Origin of the sequence: Bacillus sp. SIMBA_074, assembly GCF_046534555.1 — a bacterium.
Taxonomy (GTDB): domain Bacteria; phylum Bacillota; class Bacilli; order Bacillales; family Bacillaceae_G; genus Bacillus_A; species Bacillus_A mycoides.
Genome location: NZ_JAWRYM010000005.1, coordinates 48,563 through 70,755, shown reverse-complemented (window position 1 = coordinate 70,755; position 22,193 = coordinate 48,563). Strand labels below are relative to the sequence as shown.

Genomic DNA, 22,193 nt, shown 5'->3' with positions numbered 1-22,193 from the left:
TAGAATAGGAGTAAACCAAATGACAAAAAACTTGCAGTTATCAGCCGAAGAGATGCGTCAGTTAGGATATCAAGCGGTGGACTTGATTGTTGATCATATGAATCATTTAAAAAGTAAACCAGTTTCGGAAACGATTGATAGTAATATTTTTAGAGACAAGCTAATTGAAACGATTCCAGAAAACGGATCCAATCCAAAAGAGTTACTTCATTTTCTTAATAACAATGTGTTTAATCAAATTACTCATGTGGATCATCCTCATTTTATGGCTTTTGTGCCAGGTCCTAATAATTATGTTGGTGTAATAGCAGATTTTTTAGCAAGTGGGTTTAATGTATTTCCTACAGCTTGGATAGTAGGTGCAGGTGCTGAACAAATTGAATTAACGACAATCAACTGGTTAAAATCAATGCTAGGATTCCCTGATTCAGCTGAAGGGTTATTTGTCAGTGGCGGTTCCATGGCTAATTTGACTGCACTTACTGTAGCGAGACAGGTCAAGCTGAATAATGACATAGAAAATGCGGTTGTGTATTTTTCTAACCAAACTCATTTTTCTGTAGATCGAGCACTTAAAGTATTAGGTTTTAAACATCATCAAATTTGCCGAATTGAAACAGATGAAGATTTAAGAATTTCAGTTAGTACTTTAAGAAAGCAAATAAAAGAAGATCGATTAAAAGGGAAAAAACCATTTTGTGTTATTGCTAATGCAGGGACAACGAATTGCGGAGCGGTGGACTCCCTCGATGAATTGGCTGATCTATGTGGTGATGAAGATGTATGGCTACACGCGGATGGTGCTTATGGGGCTGCAGCAATTCTCAGTGAAAAAGGAAGGGAGGTGTTAAGAGGAATTCATCGTGCTGATTCTTTGACGTTAGACCCGCATAAATGGCTTTTTCAGCCTTATGATGTTGGTTGTGTACTCATTCGCAATAGCCAATATTTAAGTAAAACGTTCCGTATGATCCCAGAGTATATTAAGGATACGGAAACTAATATAGAAGAAAAAGTGAATTTTGGGGAGCGTGGAATTGAACTTTCTCGTAGATTTAGGGCATTAAAGGTATGGCTTTCTTTTAAAGCATTTGGAGTCACAGCTTTTCGTGAGGCAATAGATCATGGCATTATGTTGGCTGAACAAGTTGAAGAGTTTTTAAGGAAAGAAAAAGATTGGGAAGTAGTAACACCTGCCCAATTAGGAATTGTTACTTTTCGTTATATTCCTTGTAAGCGAACGTCTACAGAAACAATTCATGAAATAAACAAAAAACTGGTGGAAGAAATTAATCAAAGAGGATTTGCTATGCTAAGTACGACTAAATTAAAAGAAAAAGTAGTAATCCGACTTTGCTCTATCAACCCGAGGACAACATTAGAAGAAATAATTCAAATCATGATGAGCATTAAGGCGTTGGCAGAGGAAATAAACACATCGCCTAAACATCTTATATCTGTTTCTCAACCTTGATATATTAGGTGGATTTTACATATTAATAGCCGATTCTAAATGAGAATCGGCTATTATACTATTTACGAGTGTTTTTCTTGTAAAGGGATTAAGCCTCAACCTTAGAGACTCTTTTGAAACCAGTCTTTACTGCTTGTACCATTTCGTTTACAGCGTAAATAGATACATCGGCATTTGGATTTAACCCTTCAAACCAGTGATAGGCATTTGGATATAAATGAAACTCGACATCAACACCAGCTTGCGCTAGTTTGCTTACATAGGTTAATGTTTCACTGCGGAATGGATCTAATTGACCAACAAATGTGTAAGTATATGGTAAATCACTATAATCCTCTGCTCGAGAAGGCGCTGCATAGACAGGGATTTGATCTGTTCCATACATTTCTCCTAAATACATTTTCCAACCAGCTTCATTTGCCTTTTGATTCCAAACAAATCCTTCTTTAATTTCATTCGCTGAAGGTGTATTATTTCGGTCATCAATCATTGGATAGAGTGGCATCTGTAAACAAATGGAAGGATATTTTCGATCTCGGGCTAATAATGATAATGCTGCTGTTAGTCCACCTCCAGCGCTTACTCCTGCAACCCCAATTCGATTCGAATCAATGTTTAATGACTTCGCATTATCAGCAATCCATTTTAAAGCTGAATAACAATCCTCAATTGGTGCTGGGTAAGGGTGTTCAGGTGCTAAGCGGTAGTCTACAGACACGACCACACAGCCAGCTTCTTTTGCAAACCTCATACAAGTATCATCGTTATCATCTATAGACCCTAAGATATAACCACCACCATGTATCCATAATAAGACAGGTAAAGGCTCATTATTTGATTTTGGACGATAAATTCTTAATGGTAACGGATTATCATCAGGTCCAACAATGACTTCATCTGTTAATGAAAGGGATTCATCAACAACGGTAGGTGGTCTCATTTGAGCTATTCCTTCTCTGATTGATTGCAAGTTTTCCGGGTGTAAATCGAGATTTGGAAACATCTCTAACCCTTGTAATAACTCTGGATTTACTCTTGTTTTCATTTTAGCACCTCTATTTGTAATTGTTTTCGAATAAATGAAGTGTATTCTAAGTAGTTTAATTGTGAAAAAATATTACAATTAAATTGTAAATTGGATATGCGACAACAGTCAACAGAATATTCGGAAATTAAAACCTTTCTCAAGAAGGAGTTTCACGCAACCAATAATACAAGTAGTGGATTTAGGAGCAAAGTGTTTTCATGTCGTTGTATTTATGTACACTTAGTTTTCTAATTAAACCAAGTGATAATCCTTTTTATTTTAATGACATATTGCAAGTGATACCTATTCGAATTCATACTCGGAAAGAATTAATACATTTTCATTCCTTAATATATAATTCAGGGAAATACTCATGGGCAGGCATTAATATAGGAGAACAGTACAAATTAAAATAACTGTTTAAAAAAATTCCTTTTATTTGGCTAGAAAAGGAGTAGATTCTTTTTTCTTATCTAGACTCATGAAGAAGTATGAAAATCAGAATTTATAATTCAAAAGCCAGCTTAAAGTAATTGCAATAATTACTTTGGATAGTAATCTTAAAAAAATATAAAAAAGAGAAGAACTCACCAAGGTTCTTCTCTTTTTTATATGTAATTAGGGTTTCCATAACTGTAGATATGGATGGTGTAAATTAATGGATGAATAATTTACTCTTAAAATTATAACAGAACAATTAAAGATTTTTATATGTAATATTGCATATAAAGGGTAAACAACAATAATTTCTTTTTATAAAAATAAGCCCCTGGTGAAAATGATGAGTAACCCTTTTCCATATGAAATGAACTTGGTATAAAATGAAAGATTACAAGTATAAGATTCTATACTTAGTAATCCCTCACTTTAAGGTATGTCTTTGGGGAAGTGTGAGGAGTTCAATCGATTCTGAATAAAATTGATAGTATCAGTTGCAATTTTTTTACGTTTAAGAACAATCCCGGCATGTCCACATGTATAAATATATCTTGTAGGTCTTTCCCAGGATTCCCACAAATAGTCCGTATCCTCAGAGTGCACATATAGATCGTGCTTACCTGAAATTAATAAAATATTTTCTTTTTTTACTTTTGGTAACGCTTGACTCGGTTCAGTGATTTTCCAATAAGCTATTAAATCATCATACGTAACACCATGATGTTCCAAATCTTCTCTAATAAATTTACCTGGATTTGTCTTCCAAATTGAATAAGAGAGTCGATTCGCGTAGAAAATGGATGCTAACACATCAATTTCTGGTTCAACAAGAGATGTTAAGTTAGTAATAACTCCACCTAAACTGATTCCTATTAAAACCAAGGGGCCATTTTTATTTTCTTTAATCCATTTGATCAAAGTTCGTAAATCAGCTACCGCTTGTCTAGTTGCTTCTACAGTTCGTTCAACATTGGCACTTACCATGTACTCTCCACTGTATAGGGATTGGTTCGGTTTTCTGTCAAAATGATATGGTAAAGTGAAATAATACATATTCCACTTCAAGTTGGTCATATGGTCGTGGAATATTTTTTTTACACGTTCGTTAGAATCCATTCTCCAACCGTGAACAAAGATGACATGAGGTGCATCTTCATTTTTATGTAAAAATAATTCCCCAGTGACAGAATCGTTGCGTGAATCACCAGATTGAACCGAGCTTTTATATTTGAATTGTCCAACCATGTATTCCTTTTCTTGTTTTAAATGCTTAATGTTAAAATGAATATGAGATGGTTTTACTTTATAAAAAAATTCTATGTCCTTTATATATAGTGAGGTGTTAGAAAGAGAAGTATACTGAAACTTTACACTTCTTTTTTTGTGCAAATCATACAAGGCGTATCGATCAATGAGTTTTGAAAAAATCAAATTAACCTCCTCCAAAATACATATCGTCTAAAAGATGGACAAAATTTATGCTGTAAATTAATTGTGAAATATTCTCTTTTCCTAATAGTAGATGCTTGAATTATAAAACAGGTGGGGAATTTGTATATTATATTATAAAGCTATCAATAAAATAAAACTATAAATATCTTTTACAAAAACCTAAAAAGCAAGTTAATATTCTCATTCATAAAAGAGAACATTAACTTGCTTATTTTCGTATCAAAAGGTACACCTTTTGAAGTGACGTAATTTATATGAAAGACAATGTGTCAATTTGTATATTTAATACAGTGATAGTTACCGTAATTTTCGAAGCCTATAGTTAATTAACCTTACAATATACGTCTTTTTGGTATATAAATAGCTATATTCATTAGAGAAAGAGTTTTAATCCATCATGAGAATCTTTAAAACCTAATTTCTTATAAAAGTGTAAAGCTTCTTGTCGTTCCTTATCTGTTGTTAACTGTACTAAATGACATCCCCGTAATTTAGCACGTTGAATAGCCCATTTAATAAGTTTACTTCCTATACCTTTACCACGTTTTGATGAGGCTGTCCGTACACCCTCAATTGTAGCTCTCCAACCCCCTTGACGTACAATGTAAGGCGTAAATGTAATTTGTTGAATACCGACAATCTCCGTCCCATCACACGCTACAATCAACTCGTTATTTGGATCACAATCAATAGCATGAAATGCTCTTATATAACTATCAGGGAGTGGTGTTTCATAGCGCTCTCTTTTATTTCCTAAAACATCATCAGCAAGCATTTTTACAATTGCATCTAAATCATCTGCCGTTGCAATCCTAAATGTTATAGTTTCTGTCACTATCAAAAAACCTCCTTAATGTATGCACTTGTTACTTTTATTTTACTTGTTTAAATACAAAAGGTTAAATTATAAAATATTATGAGTCTCTATAACTTTTTCTTATAGATAGCATAAAAGCCTAACTTATAAAATTATAAGTTAGGCTTTTTAACACAATATTATTATTAGAGAATCCGATCAACTTCAATAAACCTCCATATTCTTTAATGAATTTTCATATTTAACAAGCACATATATAACCATCCAAATAGGGTGGTTTTTATTTGTTGTATAGAAATTACGTAATAAGCATGGATTTGTATGCTCTCATTCAATGCTATCTAAAGCCATAACCTCCTTGCCAATATTCAAAAACGATTACGTTTTTGAATATGTGTTCCGGTCTTTCTTGACCAGGTCAATGAATAACTACACATAAACTCCTTATATCTCTAGATAAACTACCGATTAGCTCCATATAGACTCTAGATAACCTATATAGAATACAAGTTATCAAGGAGGTAAGAAAAAATGAACTTTATGAAACGAGCAATTCTCAGTATGAAAAAAAGAGTAGGAACATCATTAATTTTGATGGCAGTTTTCCTAATTGTTACAAATTTAGTGTTGGCAGGATTCACAATCCAAAATGCATCAAAAAAAGCTGCTGATGCAGCAAGAAAAAAACTCGGTGCAGATGTTACTTTAAGTCTTGATTTTGACAAATTAGGTCAACAAGCTAGGGAAACTGGAGAGATGCCTAATCCACCGAAGCTTAATACAAAAGAAGCAGATCAATTAGCGAAGTCAAAGTATGTAAAAGACTATAATTACATAACTAGCACTCTCGGAATTTCTGACGGACTTAAACTAGTAGGAGCTTCAGAAGGAGAAGAAGAAGGAAAAGGTAAGGCGGGAATGGCGGCTGTACGAGGCGGTTCAGGCTCCGGTACAGAAATAGATATGAATTCTTCTTTTATGATTGAGGGAGTTCGCAAAACTGCATTACAAGAAAGCTTTAAGAATGGAAAAAGTAAAATCATTGATGGGAAACCAATTACAGAACAGATGAAAGATCAGAATGTAGCTTTAATGGAAAAACGATTAGCGGAATTAAACAACTTGAAAGTAGGAGACAAAGTTAAAGTGCAATCAGGGGATAAGAAGGAAACCCTGGAGGTTGAAATTATCGGTATCTACGAAACGAATGAGCAAGCAATGGGGCAACAAGCTCCTCCTATAATGGATCCAGCTAATAAACTATATATGCCGCATTCAACTATGAAAAAATTAGAAATAGATCAAGGGATAAGTAGCATTCAAGTCGTGTATTTCTTGAAAGATCCACAAAACATTGAAGCATTTAAAGAAGAAGCAAAAAAATCTGATATTGATTTTAATTATTATAAATTAGATGCACATGATTCGTTGTACAAACAAATGATTGGGCCTATCGAAAATATCTCATCTACTTCTCAAATGATTATTTATATTGTATCAATTGCAGGTGCGATTATTTTAGGGTTAATCATTATGTTATCGATTAAAGCACGTCGTAAGGAAATGGGGATTCTATTGTCCATTGGAGAGAAAAAGTGGAAACTGATGGCGCAGTTCGTAGTAGAAGTAGTATGTATCGCTATTTTAGCATTTGGATTATCCATAACAACAGGAGCAAAAATTTCTCAATTCATAGGGAATAATTTACTTTCGAGTGAAATTGCTACAGCAGGAGAAGAAACAAACACCTCACAAAATGGAACTGTAATGGTAGCTGGACCTGGTGGAACTGTACAAAATCAAAAAGAGGATCCAATTGATAAAATTAATGTAAGTGTAACAGGCGAAGATGTAGGGAAAATGGGGGGGATTGGACTAGCTATTGCTATATTAGCAACGCTTCTTCCAGCATTATCTATTCTACGCCTGAATCCAAAACAAATTCTTTTAAAAGATGAATAAGGAGGCTCGATATGGAGACGATTTTACAATTTAAAAACTTAGATTATTATTATGAAAGTAACGGAAAAAAAGTAGCGATACTAGAAAATGTTAACTTTTCTTTTCAAAAAGGACATTTCTACACGATTCTAGGACCATCCGGATCTGGTAAAACCACTACGCTTAGCTTAGGTTGTGGGCTAGATATACCTAAAAATGGTTATGTACTATTTAATGGAAAGGATATTCGAAAAATTGGTTTGGATCGGTACCGTAATCAAAATGTATCGGTAATTTTCCAATCTTATAATTTGATTACCTATATGACTGCTCTTCAAAATGTCTTAACAGCAATGGAAATTACAGGTGTTAAAGTGCAAAATAAAACGGCAAGGGCGTTAGAATTATTAGAGAAAGTAGGACTTACAGAAGTAGAAGCGAAACGAAATGTTCTGCAACTAAGTGGCGGGCAACAGCAGCGTGTTGCAATCGCTCGAGCGTTATCTTGTAATGTTGATTTACTGATTGCGGATGAGCCGACAGGAAACCTCGACGAAGAAACGGCAATGGATATAATAGAACTGTTTCAAGAACTTGCACATAAAGAAAATAAATGTATTATTGTTGTGACGCACTCACAGGAAGTTGCTAAAAAATCAGACCGTGCAGTCTATTTAAGTAAGAAGAAGTTGGTAGTAAACGAAATTTAATATAAACACCCTAGTTTTTTAATTCACATAATTTTCGAAATTAATTTCTTCAAATATTTATATTTGATATACAATATAACCAAGCCATAATTAAAATGGTCTCCCTGTATTGAATGTTAAGATAGTTTGTTATTCCCTTTTTAACAATTTTTGAAAAAGAACTTGTAGTATATTCTACAGGTTCTTTTTGTTATGATCGGTTTACTATATCATTGAAGAATTGCATATAAAAAACGGGACAGTATTTAGGTGTATGATCTAAATACTGTCCCGTTTAATTATTTATCTGTAAAAAGGAACTAGCTTACATCTCATGTGATAGATTTTATAAATAAGAGCGTTTAATTGTCCATGGCTCTAAGCACTAACCATTTGGAATAAAGATGCAATGTATCAGTTATACTATGTAATATTTATTCATTACAAAATATGGTGGTATGTATGACTAAGCAAACAATTACTTTATTTCAAGTTTCTATGATACTCATTGGTAGTATTTTTTATAGTTTTACTTTCTATAACATGTTAACCTGTATTTTCATTGTAGTTGGACCATACCTATTAGGGATTTTGATGTCCATATTTTTAGATATCAAAGCTGCTAAGAAAGTTAATCCAATCCATTTATTTTTAGTAAGTACTTTAATCATGATATTCGGGTTTTATTCTCCAATATTTATAGTTCTTAGCGTTACATTTGGGAGCTATGCCATTAATAGTATTTCTTCTCAAAATAATATGAAAGTATATATGGTGAATGCTACACATAGAGAGCTTTCTTTACTCATTTACACAACATGGAGAAATATGGGGAATATATTTTTACAATTTTTTATATTGATTGTGATTGTGGGAGTAGGGGTGTTTTACGATGTCGAATGGTCGCAACTTTTCCAAACAATTGTTGGGAAGGGTCAAATGCAGATTGAAGGGTTATCCGTACAACGATTGATGTTTGTGTTAGCAATTTGCTGTTGGCTTGGCATGGTGGGCTTAGGTATGTGGATTGGTAAAAAAGCTAATCCCAATATTGCTTAAAAAGTAACTCGAAAAATATCAATACTAAAACTACAAAAAACAAACAAACTCGTCCTACTAAGAGGGGAGTTTGTTTGTTTTTTGTTTAGATAATGGGATGTTCATGCAAAATTGTACACTATGTTCCATATTTTTTATAAAATATTTTATATCTAGCGTTTCAAGAATTTGTTTAACAATATATAGCCCCAAACCACTTCCTCCAGTATTTCGATTCCTTGATTTTTCAATTCGATAAAATGGTTTGAAAATTTGTTGTATATCCTCTTCTTTAATATTGACACCTGTATTCATAATTTGCATTTTGATTTGACCTTGTTTAGAATCCTCACTTAACTTTATATAGACTTTTTCATTATGTGGTGAATACATAACCGCATTATGGATAATATTTTTACATGCTTTTTCAAAAAGAACACGATCTGTATAAACAGAAAGATCAGAATCAATTTCTTTTATTATTTGGATGCTTTTTTGAGAAGCAAAAAATTCGAGATCTTTTGTGATTGTATCTATTAACTTCGAAAGATTAACTTCTTCTACTTTTAGTTTAAAGGTGTGTTGTTCTAATTTCGACATGCTTAAAATTTCACGAACTAATTGTTCCATACTTTCAATAATTTGATGATTTTTCTTTAAATATTGATCACGATTTTGATAAGGGCCAATATTGTATATCATCCCTTCTAAGTATCCTTTCATTACAGTAAGAGGGGTCTTTAATTCATGTGCTACAATCGCAAAAAACTCTCTGCGTTTTGTTTCTATTTCTCGTTCTTTTTCAATATCATTTTTTAATTGTTGATTTGCTTTTTTTAAATCAAACATAGCTTGTTGTAAGTTAATAGACATGTCATTCAAACTATTAGATAATTCTCCTAACTCATCTGTAGAGCGAACCTCAATTTTTTCGGAGAAATCTAAATTTGCCATCTTTTGTGCACCTTCATTAATATAAATAAGTGGTTTTGTAATAAACCTGGAATAGAAATAAGCACTCCCTACACCAATTACGAGTACAATGATACTAATATAGGGGAGAAAGCGTACTAAAACCTGTGAAGCTTCATCAATTGGTTGAAATGTAGCAAAGACTATAAGTGTTAAACTACCATCTTGAAATTGAATTGGTTGCGTAAGGTTATATGAATTGCTAAGGGTACCTGCATTCTCGAACCGTGTGGCTCTAGTAACTACTGTTGTTTGCGAACCATTTTGAGTAAAAGAAAATGAAGGAGAGTATTTAATTATTCCCTCATTATTTTGAAGATAAAGCATCGCATTATTTTTTTTTGCATATTCATCAAAAAGTGGTATCGCATCTTGAAACGTAAGATCTTTAGATTTATCAATGATTTCTTTTATCCCTGTTTGAAGTTGATCTGTTTTGTATTGCTCATAAAACGTAGGGAGAAAGAAGTATAAAGTTAAATAAATCAATACTGCAAAGGATAACAAAATGAGAGAGGTAGTCATAAAGAGTTTATAAGTAATTTGCTTCATCTTCATGATTTTCACAATACTATTCATCAATTTTATAACCAATACCCTTTATTGTTTTAATATAAGGGATAGCTAACTTTTTACGTAGGTTTTTAATATGTGTATCAATTATTCGTGTTTCTCCAAAATAATCGTACCCCCAAACTTTTTCTACGATATTTTCTCTTGTGAGTACTTTTCTCTCATTTTGAAATAGTAGTTGTAGAATTTCAAACTCTTTTGTCGTTAATAAAATTTCAACGTCATTTACATATACTCTATATGCATCAACATCGATACGCACTTCTTTAAATACCAAATGATTATTTACATTTTTATCATAACTTCTTCTAAGTACAGCTTCGACTCGTCTAATCAAAACATGAAACGAAAAGGGTTTTGTTATATAATCATCGATTCCAAGATCGAACCCTTTCATTTGATCTTCCTCTTCTTCCAATGCAGTTAGCATAATAATTGGTACGTTTGACTGACTTCGAATCATCTTGGATACTTCAAATCCATTAAGATTGGGCATCATTACATCTAGAAGAATTAAATCAAAGGATTGCTTATTAAATTGTGTCATACCCTCTAATCCATCTGATGCAACTACAACTGTATACTGTTGTGTCATTAAAAATTGTTTAATTAATTCCTGAATTTCTTGATCGTCTTCTACCACGAGAATATGATAGTTTTTCATAATATCACCTCTGGTAGTCATTATAGCCTTACTATCTGGAGTTTATGTGGAGATAAATTAGGAGATTCCACAAGACGATTATTGTGTTAGCTCCACGTTCAATAAAATGAACATTAATATTTAAGTGAAACTAATGTATAATAATGTAAATCGGGTGTAATTTCTTGAATTGTATGAAAATATACTTTTACTTCTTTACCAAGAGGAGAAAAGGAAATGAATTTCAATATAAAAGAAGCTACTGTAATTCTAGAGCGTGTGCCACAAACTTTGGAGTTTTTTTATCTAGTTTATCAGGCAAATGGCTACATTGTAATGAAGAGGAAGGAACTTGAAATACATTCGAAGTAGTTGAGCATTTAATTGATCTGGAGAGAAACAACTGGATTCTAAGGCTAGAATTAATTCTCCTGGAAGGTAAAAATAAATCCTTTACTCTGTTTGATCGTTATTCTCACATAAATAACAACTCTCTTGGTAAACCAAAAGTTTCAAGGTATGAACTAGGGATTATTTATATATTGCGAGAAAGGTTGTGAAATTATTTGAGGAGTTATAAAGCTATGCTGTTTGATTTAGATGATACGTTACTCGATAGGGATAAGGCAGTAGATAACTTGTTTTTATTAGTTTTAGAGAAGCGTTATGAGGATGTTAGTGATACAGTCAAAAACAATATGTTACAGAAATTCAAAGAATATGATAAAAGAGAATATGGCATTAGTGATAAAACAATAGTTTTAGAATCATTATTTGATGAATTCGCGCCGAAATATAGATTGCCACGCAATTATATCCAAGATTTTTGGAATGAAAACTTTCCTAAATGTTTTTCAATTGACCAAAATACTATTCTTTTCTTAAATCATATAAAGAGGCACTTTAAAGTTGGAATTATTACAAATGGCTCAACTCAGAGGCAAAAAGCTAAAATAATGAATACGGGTTTAAATGAGTATTTTGATACGATTATTATTTCTGAAGAAGTTGGATTTAGTAAACCTGATAAACGTATATTCGAACTAGCATTAAATAAGCTAAATGTACAATCAGAAGATGTACTATTTGTTGGAGATGACTTAGAAAAGGATATTGCCGGTTGTCAAAATGCAAATATAAAGGGCATATGGTTCAATCCTAATGTGATTAAGAATAATACCGACACTAAACCATATGCCGAGATTACTTCTTTTGATAATTTATTAAGTTATTGTGGAGAGATAAATTTTCAAAAATAGTAAAAAGATAGATTACCCTTAATTTCATTGACCGTATGAGAAGTTTTAAAACAATATTTATTTACGAGGATATAAAGGATATTGGGCCAGGGGCAAATCATTTATGTGTGTTAATGAAAAGCTACACAGCATGTTTAATATATACTTTATAAATTATAGAGGAGTGAGACTATGGAAATAAAGAAAGTAGTAATTGGCGGAATAAATATTACCGTCGTCAGAAACGATACAGTATTAATATCCGATGTTCAATCTGCATTAGATCTCATGGCAACAGTTCAATATGAAGCGGATTCAAAGCGGATTGCTATCAATAAATCATTAATAAGTGAAAGTTTCTTTGACTTAAAAACACGTCTTGCGGGTGATATTCTTCAAAAGTTTATTAATTACAGCGTGAAAATTGCTATCATCGGGGATTTTTCTATGTACACTAGTAAAAGCCTAAAAGATTTCATTTATGAATGTAATAAAGGTAAGGATATTTTTTTCTTAGCAACTGAGCAACAAGCAATTGAAAAATTAAGCTCATTGAAATAAAGATATAAAATGTAATTCGAAAGAGGCATCCGTGATTGTGCCTCTTATTTGTATTTTTATATAAAAATGTTTTTCAAATTCAAATTTAAATTTTGTACCGGTACAGTAACTGCAAATATACATTGTTACAATATCCCTTCAAATTTACAATCAGCATATATTATTTTAACTTATTAAGGGGTGCTGAATATGACAAAGTTACAAGATCAACTCTTTACAAGATTAAACCTTGAAAAACGTACTGAAATAAAATTTGAAGAATTAAGTACAATACTCTTTGCATTTGCCCACACAATCCCGTTTGAGAATTTAAATGTAATAGCAAGTAATGCGAATACAATTTCTATGAAAAACTTACAAGAGAAAATTTTAACTAGTTCTCGAGGTGGGCTTTGTTATGAATTAAATACTCTTTTTTACTATTTTTTAAAAGATAGTGGTTATGATGTACAACTCGCACTAGGTACCGTATATAAAAATGATATAAACGATTGGGCACTTGAAGATGGGCATATAACAATTATTTTAAATTACGAAAACGTAAGGTACTTAATTGATGTAGGTATTGCTTCATTAGTACCTCTTGTGCCAGTACCGTTTACTGGCGAACTTGTTTCTTCTAAAAACGGTTCGTATCGAGTAAGACAAAAAGATACGAGTAAAGGAAACTATGTTCTAGAAAGAATAGATGTTGATGGAGAATGGAAAGTTTGTCATGCTTTTTATAAACATATTATTGATGAGACAGTAGTAAACGATGTTCAAAGAAGAGTGATAGAAGATGAGAAATCTATTTTCAATAAAGGACCCATTGCAGTAAAATTGACGAACTTTGGCCATATCTCATTAACGAATACTAGTTTAACTGAAATTATTTATGGAGAAAAAACGAAGCGTGAAATTACAGAAAATCAATATAAAGAGCTTTTATATACTTTATTTGCTATTGAGTTGTGAATATAAAAATAGCCGGTTCTTATTCAGAATCGGCTATTTTTATTATTTTTGGTTTAAATGGTTTTCGTCTAATATGTTTCGGAAACTGCGGTATAGTTAACGTTTTTAACGTTTCCTCAGCTTCTTCATATGTATGAAAAACTGGCTCTTTTCCATTATCTCCTTGCAAAACTAGCCCTTCATCTCGGATTACATATGGCATAAAACCACTCCTTATAGTAAAAAATTATGGTCTATTGAAACAGAATGATACGATTTCAAGTTTAATTTTCTTAATAGATATAATACACTAGAACAGTATAAAGAAGTATATAAAATGAATATTGGATGCAAAGGAAGATTATAATGTCAGTTATTGATAAATTGAAACTAAATAAGTATACAAATATGGTCGTAATTAACGAACCAAGTGATTATGACATTTTCACAGGTAAAGAAACCTCATTTTCAAAAGAACATGATGCTATTTTTATTTTTGTTGAAACACTTGATGAAATGGTGAAACAAACGAATTTTATTATTAGTAATGAAGAATTACTAATTGAAAAAGGTTACGTGTTTTTCGCATATCCGAAAAAAGGTAATGCTCGTTACAGTACGTTTATTCACCGTGATGAGATGTTTCCGGTATTAAACGTTGGAGATGATGGATATGTTGGGGAAAGCGAAATTAAATTTGCGCGAATGGTAAGTATGGATGATGTCTTTACAGTTGTAGGTTTAAAACGTGAAAAGAAAAAAGCGAAGAAAACACCTGCAGCGAGTCAATGTGTTGCTGATTATGCAGATCGTATTCAAGATGTTGAAGCATTATTGGCTAATCATCCAGCTGAACTTAATTTTTATCAAAGTTTAACTCCTGGTTATCAAAAAGATTGGGCACGTAATTTATTTTCAGTGAAACAAGAAAAAACACGCGATAAACGTCTTGAGAAAATGATTGAAATCCTTTCACAAGGCTATAAAACAATTGAATTATTCCGTAAGAAGAAAAAATAATGATTAGGAACGTCACAATGATGCAACAATTAATTACGTTGAGCACATTGAAAAAAGGATTCCTTTCAGTATACTAAAGTATGTTCTTATATTTAAATAATTAGCAAAAGAGAAAAGGTGTTTGAAATGAAATCGTATATTGTAGTTGGATCTGGGATTTTAGGGGCATCTACTGCCTATCATCTTGCTAAGGCTGGTGCGAAGGTTACTATTGTAGATCGTCAAGATTTAGGTCAAGCCACTGATGCAGCAGCAGGTATCGTCTGTCCTTGGCTTTCGCAGCGTCGTAATAAAGCGTGGTATAAAATCGTTAAGGGCGGTGCACGTTACTATTCTTCGTTAATCCAACAATTAGAAGAAGACGGTGAAACGGATACAGGTTACAACCGTGTAGGTGCAATTAGTTTACATACTGACGAGAAAAAACTAGATCAAATGGAAGAACGAGCTTATAAACGACGTGAAGATGCACCAGAGATCGGTGAAATCACTCGCTTATCAGCTGAAGAAACGAAAAAATTATTCCCAGCATTATCAGAAGAATACAGTTCTGTTCATATTAGTGGCGCTGCACGAGTAAATGGAAGATCATTACGTAACGCATTAATAAGTGCTGCGAAAAAACATGGTGCTACTTTTATAAAAGGAGATGCTGTATTAGTTCGTGAAGGTAATCGTATTACTGGAGTTACAGTAAACGATGAAATAATTTTAGCAGAAAAGGTAATTGTAACTGCAGGCGCATGGGCGAATGAAATCTTGAATCCGTTAGGAATTAATTTCTTAGTTACATTCCAAAAAGGACAAATTGTTCATTTGCAAATTGAAAATACAGCAACAGAAAATATGCCAGTTGTTATGCCGCCGAACGATCAATATATTTTAACATTTGACAATGGCCATGTCGTAATTGGTGCAACGCATGAGAATGATACTGGTTTCGATCACCGTGTAACAGCTGGTGGTTTACATGAAGTATTCCATAAAGCGTTAACAGTAGCGCCTGGTTTAGAAGATGGTACAATGCTTGAAACTAGAGTTGGCTTCAGGCCATTTACGCCAGGATTCTTACCTGTTATTGGCCCACTCCCTAATTTTGAAGGCATACTCATTGCAAACGGATTAGGTGCTTCAGGATTAACAGCAGGTCCATACTTAGGATCAGAACTTGCGAAACTTGCGTTAGGGCAACCGATTGAATTAGATTTAAATGATTATGATGTTGCTGGGGCAATGGAATAGTAATAAACAAAAAGATTAGGAGTGATTTCCTAATCTTTTTGTTATGTTATTTGGGCGTAACTAAGTATTTTGAGAGGTAGGAGTTCTTTTAAACAAGTGGGATCACCACATCGCTATCAAGCTAAAAAAATAAATAATCCACAAAACGAAAATTTTTTGCCCTTTATAGCAACGAAGTGCATTTTTATCGTTTGAGGTATTAGAGAAGAAAGGGGGATTCGTTCAATATAGAGGCGAAAATACATATCAGAAATATAAACAATAGCCTCAAAAACTGGAGGCTATTCAATTTCACAATCTATTATGAGCAATTACAATAGGTAAGCTCTTTAAAGTCTGTCCCATCGCTGCATTCGTAAAATGATGAATAACATCAAAACCCTCAACTTGATGGATATTAGCGAACCGTTCCACAAATGAAATTAAAGCGATAGACGGGATCCCAATTAAAGTTTTTTAAACCTAATTGGACTTACCATTAAGAGAGCGAGGATTAATGTAATCCATGCATTGCTATATGAAAACAATCCCATACCGGCCAATGGTAATCCAGCAGCTGGAATAGGTAATCCCTTAAAATATCCAATGGTTGGTTTTACACTAAATTTAGCTAATCTTAAAGCACCCATCGTTGGGAAAAGGATAAATGCCAAAGAAGTTAAAATAGAAGGTGTTGCTATCGAATGAAATAAAAGTGCAGGAGCAACTCCGAAACTAACAATATCAGCTAAGGAATCCAATTGTACACCAAACTCACTGTTCACTTTTAATTTCCTCGCAATTCTTCCATCAAGGAGATCTAAAACAGCTGAAAAGAAAATAAAAATGGAGGCCACTTCCAAATAGTCACTCATATTCATGGTAATTGAAAAAACACCGCACAATAAATTTCCAATCGTAAATAAATTGGGTACAGCTTTTACTATTTGATTGAACAAGGTTGTCCCCCCTAAGTTGATCAAACTTCACGTTTATGTAGCATTTTCTATATATTCTTCCGTTATTCTTGAAAAAATATGACCACTGTATGCTAAGTAAATTTCGGCAAGAGAAAAACCGATTTCCTGTACGTTATGTTGGTTTATAAACATGTTTGATCAAAGGTAAGTCTATTACTGCTGATTTACCTAATATAAAAAGCCTGTTTTTGAAAAAAAAAGAGTTATCAAAATAGGCTCTAAACATATTTTATAGAATCACTTTTTATAAAATATGTTTGATTATTTTCGGTACGCGTTGTTGAACATTAGCACCCGATAGTTGAAGTGCCGAGTAGTCAAGCATTTTCCTCCGGTTGGTGGATAAGACCAACCGCTCCGGTTTTAAATGTATTGTTTTTTATAAGTTTAAGATTAATTTTGTCCGTAATTTCTTTAATAAAGGTAGTCCACTGCCTAAGACTACAGGAAACATATTAATCCGATATTCATCAATCAATTCAGGTAGTTTACGAAATTCTGGTTTTCCGCCAGAAAAGATTAGTTAGATATATTAATTATATAGTGGAACAAGATCATCGTTTTATTAAGAAACATGTGCGTTCTATTTTTGGATTTAAGTCCTATAAAACAACATCTACACACTAAAAGATGCATCATATCTTCATATAGTCATAAAATTAATTTGTAGTCGAAAATACGTAAAGAGCTGCTAGAATGAATTACTTAGAATACGAAGAATAAAGGAGAGAAGCGGAGTAAAAACTAAAAAAATTAGACAAAGAAAATGGAGAGATGAACTAAATGTTAAAGATCATGAAGCATTTAAAACCATTTATTGCTTCCATCATTGCAGTTGTATGTCTTTTAACTGTACAGGCAGTATGCGATCTATCACTGCCAGACTACATGTCTAACATTGTCAATGTAGGGATTCAACAAAAAGGTGTAGAAAATGCAGTACCTGAGGTTATTCGTAAAAGTGAAATGGATAAACTTACGCTCTTTATGAATGAAAATGAGAAGAAAAAAGTTGCTGATAACTATGTGCTTTTAGATAAGAACAACCTCTCTCAAAGCGAACTAAAAAATGACTTAAAAGATTATCCGCAGCTTGATAAAGAGCCACTTTATAAGTTACATACAGAAGATAAAAAAATAATTAACGAACTTAACGATATCTTTGGGAAACCAATGTTAATTACACAAGGAATTGAAAAAGGTGGCTCATCTGCTTTCTCTCCTGCTGCGACAGGTGACAACAACACACCAGCGAAACTTCCGCCAAATTCAGATCCTTTTGCAATCATTGCGAAACTTCCTCAAGATCAAATCAATGCAATGAAAGAAAAGGCAGATGAAAAGTTTAAGAATATGCCAGGTAGCATGGTAACGCAATCAGCCGTTTCATTCATTGAGAATGAGTATAAAAAGATCGGTATCAATATAGATAAGCTTCAATCTAATTTCATCCTTACTTCCGGCGGGAAAATGCTACTTTTATCCTTAGTAAGTATGGCAGCTACCGTTATCGTGAGTTTACTTGCTGCAAAAGTAGCTGCAGGACTCGGCAGAGACCTTAGAAAGAAAGTATTCCGGAAAGTTACAAACTTCTCGAATGCGGAGTTTGATAAGTTTTCCACTGCATCTCTAATCATAAGAAGTACAAATGATATCCAACAAGTTCAAACACTTATGGTTATGATGCTTCGCATTGTATTCTATGCACCAATTTTAGGTATCGGCGGCATTATTAAAGTACTTACTACAGACCTTTCAATGGGATGGATTATCGCAGTTGCGGTAATTGCGATTTTAAGCCTAGTCATTGGTTTATTTAGCATCGCGATTCCTAAGTTTAAGCGTATCCAAAAGTTAGTAGATAAAATTAACTTAATCACTCGTGAATCTTTAACCGGTATGCTCGTTATTCGTGCTTTTAATACTCAAAAACATGAAGAAAAGAAATTTGAAAAAGGAAATCAAGATTTAACAAAAACAAATTTATTTGTAAGCCGTTTAATGTCATTTATGATGCCAATGATGATGTTTATAATGAATGCCGTTACTGTACTTATTATTTGGGTTGGATCACACCAAGTGGATATGGGACATATGCAAGTTGGTGATTTGATGGCATTTATGCAATATACAATGCAAATCATCATGGCCTTCTTAATGATTTCAATGGTATCTATTATGGTTCCACGTGCTTCAGTTTCCGCACAACGTATCGCAGAAGTTTTAGATACTGACATTACCATTAGTGATGTAAAAGAGCCGAAAACATTTGCTTCAGACAAGAAAGGTTACGTTGAATTTAAAAATGTTGGCTTTAGATACCCAGGTGCAGAAGAAGATGTGCTTTCCAATATCACCTTTACTGCAAAACCTGGTGAAACGACAGCTTTCATCGGAAGTACAGGTAGTGGTAAATCAACATTAATCAACTTAATTCCACGCTTTTACGATGTCACAAGCGGCCAAATATTAATAGATGGCACGGATATTAGAGAAGTATCTCAGAAGGAATTAAGAGAGAAAATTGGTTATGTACCGCAAAAAGGAGTTCTTTTCTCAGGTACAATCGAGAGTAATTTGAAATACGGTAAAAAAGAAGCGACTGAAGAAGAACTCGAAAAAGCGGCGGAAATCGCGCAAGCTATGGAGTTTATTAACGCGAAACCTGAAAGCTTCCGCACAGAAATATCACAAGGTGGTACGAACGTTTCCGGTGGTCAAAAACAAAGACTTTCTATTGCGCGTGCTCTTACGAAAAAATCGAAAATCTTCATATTCGATGATAGTTTCTCAGCTCTTGACTTTAAGACAGACGCAGCATTGCGCAGAGCTTTAAACAATGAGATTACAGGAAGTACTATTTTACTTATTGCCCAAAGAATCAGTACAATCATGAATGCCGATAAGATTATTGTACTTGACGAAGGAAAAATAATTGGAACTGGTACTCATGAAGAGCTTATGGAAAACTGTGAAGTTTATAAGCAAATTGCTTTATCACAACTTTCAAGAGAGGAGTTGTCATCATGAGTGATAGAAAAATAGAAAATAGAAAACAAAGCGGCCCTGGCGGTGGCGGTCATATGGGCGGCGGCATGAGAAAGATTGAGAAAGCAAAAAACTTCAAAGGAACGATGAATAAACTCCTTCAATACTTGAATCCCTATAAATTATCAATCTTAATCGTTATCCTTTTCGCAATCGGCAGTGCAGCCTTTACAATCGTTGGTCCAAAAATTTTAGGAAACGCGACAACAAAACTTTTCGAAGGACTCGTAAGCAAAGTATCAGGAGCACCCGGTGCGGCCATTGACTTTACCTATATCGGAAACATTGTCATTTTACTCCTTGGATTATATATACTGAGCACTGTGTTTGGTATTATCCAGGGGTACATTATTTCTGGAGTAGCTCAAAAAGTATCTTATAACTTCAGAAAAGAAATCGATGAAAAAATTAACCGTATGCCGCTGAAATACTTTGATAAAACAACGCACGGCGAAGTATTATCGAGAATTACAAATGACGTAGATACGGTGAGCCAAACTTTAAACCAAAGTATGTCGCAAATCATCACATCCGTTATTACAATCATCGGTGTACTTATCATGATGTTATCAATCAGCTGGCAAATGACATTAGTGGCGCTTTTAATATTGCCAGTATCGATGATTCTCATCATGGCAGTGGTAAAACGATCACAAAAATACTTCAAATCCCAGCAAGAATATTTAGGACACGTAAACGGTCAGGTCGAAGAAATTTATAGTGGTCACAATATCGTAAAAGCCTTCAACAAAGAAGAAGAAGAAGTGAAAAAATTCGAAAAGGTAAATGATACCCTTTACCATTCCGCATGGAAATCTCAATTTTTATCTGGAATGATGATGCCGATTATGACATTTATCGGTAATATCGGTTACGTCGCTGTATCTATTTTAGGTGGATGGCTTGCGGTAAAGAGAACCATCGCAGTTGGAGACATTTTAGCCTTTGTGCAATATGTTAGAAGCTTTACGCAACCAATCGCTCAAGTAGCACAAATCGCGAACGTACTTCAATCTACTGCAGCTGCTGCAGAAAGAGTCTTCGAATTTTTAGAAGAAGAAGAGGAAGTGCCAGAAGCAGAAAATCCAGTGAAGCTGCAAAAAGTTCAAGGAGAAGTTACCTTCCAAGATGTTCAATTTGGATACAATCCAGATAAGATCATCATCAATAATTTCTCATCTAATATTAAACCTGGACAAAAGGTAGCAATCGTCGGACCAACCGGAGCTGGTAAAACAACGATTGTAAAACTGTTAATGCGTTTCTATGACATAAACAGCGGTGCAATATGTATCGACGGTCACGATATAAAAGACTTCACGCGAGAAGACCTGCGCAACATGTTTGGTATGGTACTTCAAGACACTTGGCTATTTAACGGCTCCATCATCGAAAATATACGTTACGGTAGACTCGATGCTACAGACGAAGAAGTAATTGAAGCAGCGAAAGCAGCTCACGTTCACAACTTCGTAAAAACATTACCAAATAAATATCAAATGGAACTAAACGAAGAAGCAAGCAACGTATCCCAAGGACAAAAGCAACTACTAACAATTGCACGTGCCCTTATAGCGGATCCGAAAATATTAATACTCGATGAAGCAACAAGCTCCATTGACACTCGTACAGAAGTACTGATTCAAAAAGCGATGGAAAACCTTATGGAAGGTAGAACAAGCTTCATTATCGCTCATAGATTATCAACAATACGTGATGCAGATTTAATCCTTGTCATGAAAGACGGAGATATTGTAGAACAAGGTAATCATGAAGAGTTATTGAAAGCTGATGGTTTCTATGCTTCGCTTTATAATAGTCAGTTTGAAGGTGCGGATGCTTCTTGAGTCAGGTGAAAGTCCATTTAAATAACTAAACCCACGAAGAAAATGCATTTTCTTCGTGGGTTTTTATTATTTTTAAGGTTCTGTTACAAAATTTTAAAAAGTAAGCTAGACTTTTGCAAAACAGAGTGAGGAGCATGATAAATGGGATGTTTTAAAGGGAAACAATTTAAAAAGAATATTAGAAGATTAATTAATACATTTTTGTAATGTTTTAGTGTTTCTCCTCCTTCTCTTGTTTTATGAATATCTCCAAAGATAAGGAGCATTTCTTCCTGATT

At 33.5% G+C, this 22,193-nt stretch carries 18 protein-coding genes and 2 pseudogenes; 12 read left to right on the top strand and 8 right to left on the bottom strand.

The features are described from left to right. Nucleotides 1-19 precede the first annotated feature (19 nt). Entirely contained in the window at nt 20-1,474 is a 1,455-nt protein-coding gene (locus SB773_RS08570; RefSeq protein WP_016120261.1) for a pyridoxal phosphate-dependent decarboxylase family protein, read from the top strand. A gap of 88 nt (nt 1,475-1,562) precedes the next feature. Here SB773_RS08570 and SB773_RS08565 read toward each other — a convergent pair whose 3' ends face one another. The 3 genes from SB773_RS08565 to SB773_RS08555 all read right to left on the bottom strand — a co-directional run bounded on the left by SB773_RS08565 (nt 1,563) and on the right by SB773_RS08555 (nt 5,226). Then, entirely contained in the window at nt 1,563-2,519 is a 957-nt protein-coding gene (locus SB773_RS08565; RefSeq protein WP_002127565.1) for an alpha/beta hydrolase, read from the bottom strand. Nucleotides 2,520-3,368: 849 nt separating this feature from the next. Next, nucleotides 3,369-4,370 (bottom strand): alpha/beta hydrolase, encoded by a 1,002-nt coding sequence (locus tag SB773_RS08560; RefSeq protein WP_410589491.1) that lies wholly within the window; start codon nt 4,368-4,370, stop codon nt 3,369-3,371. 394 nt (nt 4,371-4,764) lie between these two features. Beyond that, complete coding sequence (locus tag SB773_RS08555) at nt 4,765-5,226, bottom strand: GNAT family N-acetyltransferase (protein WP_410589489.1); 462 nt, start codon at nt 5,224-5,226, stop codon at nt 4,765-4,767. A gap of 513 nt (nt 5,227-5,739) precedes the next feature. Here SB773_RS08555 and SB773_RS08550 point away from each other — a divergent pair. From SB773_RS08550 to SB773_RS08540, 3 genes and pseudogenes are all read left to right on the top strand, one after another. Next, entirely contained in the window at nt 5,740-7,170 is a 1,431-nt protein-coding gene (locus SB773_RS08550) for an ABC transporter permease (protein ID WP_002032327.1), read from the top strand. 11 nt (nt 7,171-7,181) lie between these two features. Further along, nucleotides 7,182-7,859, top strand: a complete 678-nt coding sequence (locus tag SB773_RS08545; RefSeq protein ID WP_000447830.1) for an ABC transporter ATP-binding protein — start codon at nt 7,182-7,184, stop codon at nt 7,857-7,859. Nucleotides 7,860-8,351: 492 nt separating this feature from the next. Continuing rightward, nucleotides 8,352-8,897 (top strand): annotated as a pseudogene (locus SB773_RS08540) (hypothetical protein); the annotation flags it as partial. Nucleotides 8,898-8,954: 57 nt separating this feature from the next. On the opposite strand, the gene SB773_RS08535 reads toward SB773_RS08540, so the two are convergent. Both SB773_RS08535 and SB773_RS08530 read right to left on the bottom strand, forming a co-directional pair. Next, nucleotides 8,955-10,427, bottom strand: coding sequence for a sensor histidine kinase (locus SB773_RS08535; protein ID WP_410589653.1), 1,473 nt, complete (start codon nt 10,425-10,427; stop codon nt 8,955-8,957). Then, on the bottom strand, nt 10,420-11,085 hold the full coding sequence (locus tag SB773_RS08530; RefSeq protein ID WP_000800741.1) for a response regulator transcription factor: 666 nt from the start codon (nt 11,083-11,085) through the stop codon (nt 10,420-10,422). Before SB773_RS08530 ends, SB773_RS08535 begins: the two co-directional genes overlap by 8 nt. Nucleotides 11,086-11,648: 563 nt before the next feature. Here SB773_RS08530 and SB773_RS08525 point away from each other — a divergent pair. The 3 genes from SB773_RS08525 (at nt 11,649) to SB773_RS08515 (ending at nt 13,820) form a co-directional block, all read left to right on the top strand. Further along, on the top strand, nt 11,649-12,323 hold the full coding sequence (locus SB773_RS08525) for an HAD family hydrolase (RefSeq protein ID WP_140152401.1): 675 nt from the start codon (nt 11,649-11,651) through the stop codon (nt 12,321-12,323). Nucleotides 12,324-12,494: 171 nt separating this feature from the next. Continuing rightward, nucleotides 12,495-12,863, top strand: a complete 369-nt coding sequence (locus tag SB773_RS08520) for a DUF4180 domain-containing protein (RefSeq protein WP_410589485.1) — start codon at nt 12,495-12,497, stop codon at nt 12,861-12,863. A gap of 189 nt (nt 12,864-13,052) precedes the next feature. Further along, entirely contained in the window at nt 13,053-13,820 is a 768-nt protein-coding gene (locus SB773_RS08515) for an arylamine N-acetyltransferase family protein (protein WP_060751159.1), read from the top strand. 19 nt (nt 13,821-13,839) lie between these two features. Here SB773_RS08515 and SB773_RS08510 read toward each other — a convergent pair whose 3' ends face one another. Continuing rightward, nucleotides 13,840-14,022: a hypothetical protein gene (locus SB773_RS08510; RefSeq protein ID WP_002013279.1), complete on the bottom strand. Its 183-nt coding sequence runs from the start codon at nt 14,020-14,022 to the stop codon at nt 13,840-13,842. Nucleotides 14,023-14,165: 143 nt separating this feature from the next. Between SB773_RS08510 and SB773_RS08505 the strand changes: the two genes are divergently transcribed. Together SB773_RS08505 and SB773_RS08500 are read left to right on the top strand one after the other, a co-directional pair. Next, on the top strand, nt 14,166-14,819 hold the full coding sequence (locus SB773_RS08505) for a YdeI/OmpD-associated family protein (protein WP_215577124.1): 654 nt from the start codon (nt 14,166-14,168) through the stop codon (nt 14,817-14,819). A gap of 126 nt (nt 14,820-14,945) precedes the next feature. After that, nucleotides 14,946-16,061 carry an NAD(P)/FAD-dependent oxidoreductase gene (locus SB773_RS08500; protein WP_088033777.1) on the top strand — a complete coding sequence of 372 codons (1,116 nt, stop codon included), beginning with the start codon at nt 14,946-14,948 and terminating at the stop codon, nt 16,059-16,061. A gap of 291 nt (nt 16,062-16,352) precedes the next feature. On the opposite strand, the gene SB773_RS08495 is transcribed toward SB773_RS08500, so the two are convergent. Both SB773_RS08495 and pssA read right to left on the bottom strand, forming a co-directional pair. Beyond that, a complete protein-coding gene (locus SB773_RS08495; protein WP_002032342.1) occupies nt 16,353-16,475 on the bottom strand; it encodes a hypothetical protein in 123 nt (40 codons plus the stop codon). Between the two features lie 32 nt (nt 16,476-16,507). After that, nucleotides 16,508-16,999: a CDP-diacylglycerol--serine O-phosphatidyltransferase gene (gene pssA / locus SB773_RS08490; RefSeq protein ID WP_002085344.1), complete on the bottom strand. Its 492-nt coding sequence runs from the start codon at nt 16,997-16,999 to the stop codon at nt 16,508-16,510. 537 nt (nt 17,000-17,536) lie between these two features. On the opposite strand from pssA, the pseudogene SB773_RS08485 reads away from it, so the two are divergent. The 3 genes and pseudogenes from SB773_RS08485 to SB773_RS08475 form a co-directional block, all read left to right on the top strand. Beyond that, nucleotides 17,537-17,641: pseudogene (locus SB773_RS08485) on the top strand (IS6 family transposase); the annotation flags it as partial. A 162-nt stretch (nt 17,642-17,803) separates the two neighbouring features. After that, nucleotides 17,804-20,050, top strand: a complete 2,247-nt coding sequence (locus SB773_RS08480; RefSeq protein ID WP_410589481.1) for an ABC transporter ATP-binding protein — start codon at nt 17,804-17,806, stop codon at nt 20,048-20,050. Then, a complete protein-coding gene (locus SB773_RS08475; protein ID WP_410589479.1) occupies nt 20,047-21,915 on the top strand; it encodes an ABC transporter ATP-binding protein in 1,869 nt (622 codons plus the stop codon). Before SB773_RS08480 ends, SB773_RS08475 begins: the two co-directional genes overlap by 4 nt. Nucleotides 21,916-22,193: the final 278 nt, after the last annotated feature.

Coding starts and splice junctions, on each gene's coding strand:
- SB773_RS08515 (WP_060751159.1), top strand. CDS start 13,053: ATGACAAAGTTACAAGATCAACTCTTTACAAGATTAAACCTTGAAAAA.
- SB773_RS08525 (WP_140152401.1), top strand. CDS start 11,649: ATGCTGTTTGATTTAGATGATACGTTACTCGATAGGGATAAGGCAGTA.
- SB773_RS08505 (WP_215577124.1), top strand. CDS start 14,166: ATGTCAGTTATTGATAAATTGAAACTAAATAAGTATACAAATATGGTC.
- SB773_RS08480 (WP_410589481.1), top strand. CDS start 17,804: ATGTTAAAGATCATGAAGCATTTAAAACCATTTATTGCTTCCATCATT.
- SB773_RS08530 (WP_000800741.1), bottom strand. CDS start 11,085: ATGAAAAACTATCATATTCTCGTGGTAGAAGACGATCAAGAAATTCAG.
- SB773_RS08535 (WP_410589653.1), bottom strand. CDS start 10,427: ATGAATAGTATTGTGAAAATCATGAAGATGAAGCAAATTACTTATAAA.
- SB773_RS08570 (WP_016120261.1), top strand. CDS start 20: ATGACAAAAAACTTGCAGTTATCAGCCGAAGAGATGCGTCAGTTAGGA.
- SB773_RS08565 (WP_002127565.1), bottom strand. CDS start 2,519: ATGAAAACAAGAGTAAATCCAGAGTTATTACAAGGGTTAGAGATGTTT.
- SB773_RS08550 (WP_002032327.1), top strand. CDS start 5,740: ATGAACTTTATGAAACGAGCAATTCTCAGTATGAAAAAAAGAGTAGGA.
- SB773_RS08475 (WP_410589479.1), top strand. CDS start 20,047: ATGAGTGATAGAAAAATAGAAAATAGAAAACAAAGCGGCCCTGGCGGT.
- SB773_RS08545 (WP_000447830.1), top strand. CDS start 7,182: ATGGAGACGATTTTACAATTTAAAAACTTAGATTATTATTATGAAAGT.
- SB773_RS08510 (WP_002013279.1), bottom strand. CDS start 14,022: ATGCCATATGTAATCCGAGATGAAGGGCTAGTTTTGCAAGGAGATAAT.
- SB773_RS08520 (WP_410589485.1), top strand. CDS start 12,495: ATGGAAATAAAGAAAGTAGTAATTGGCGGAATAAATATTACCGTCGTC.
- SB773_RS08500 (WP_088033777.1), top strand. CDS start 14,946: ATGAAATCGTATATTGTAGTTGGATCTGGGATTTTAGGGGCATCTACT.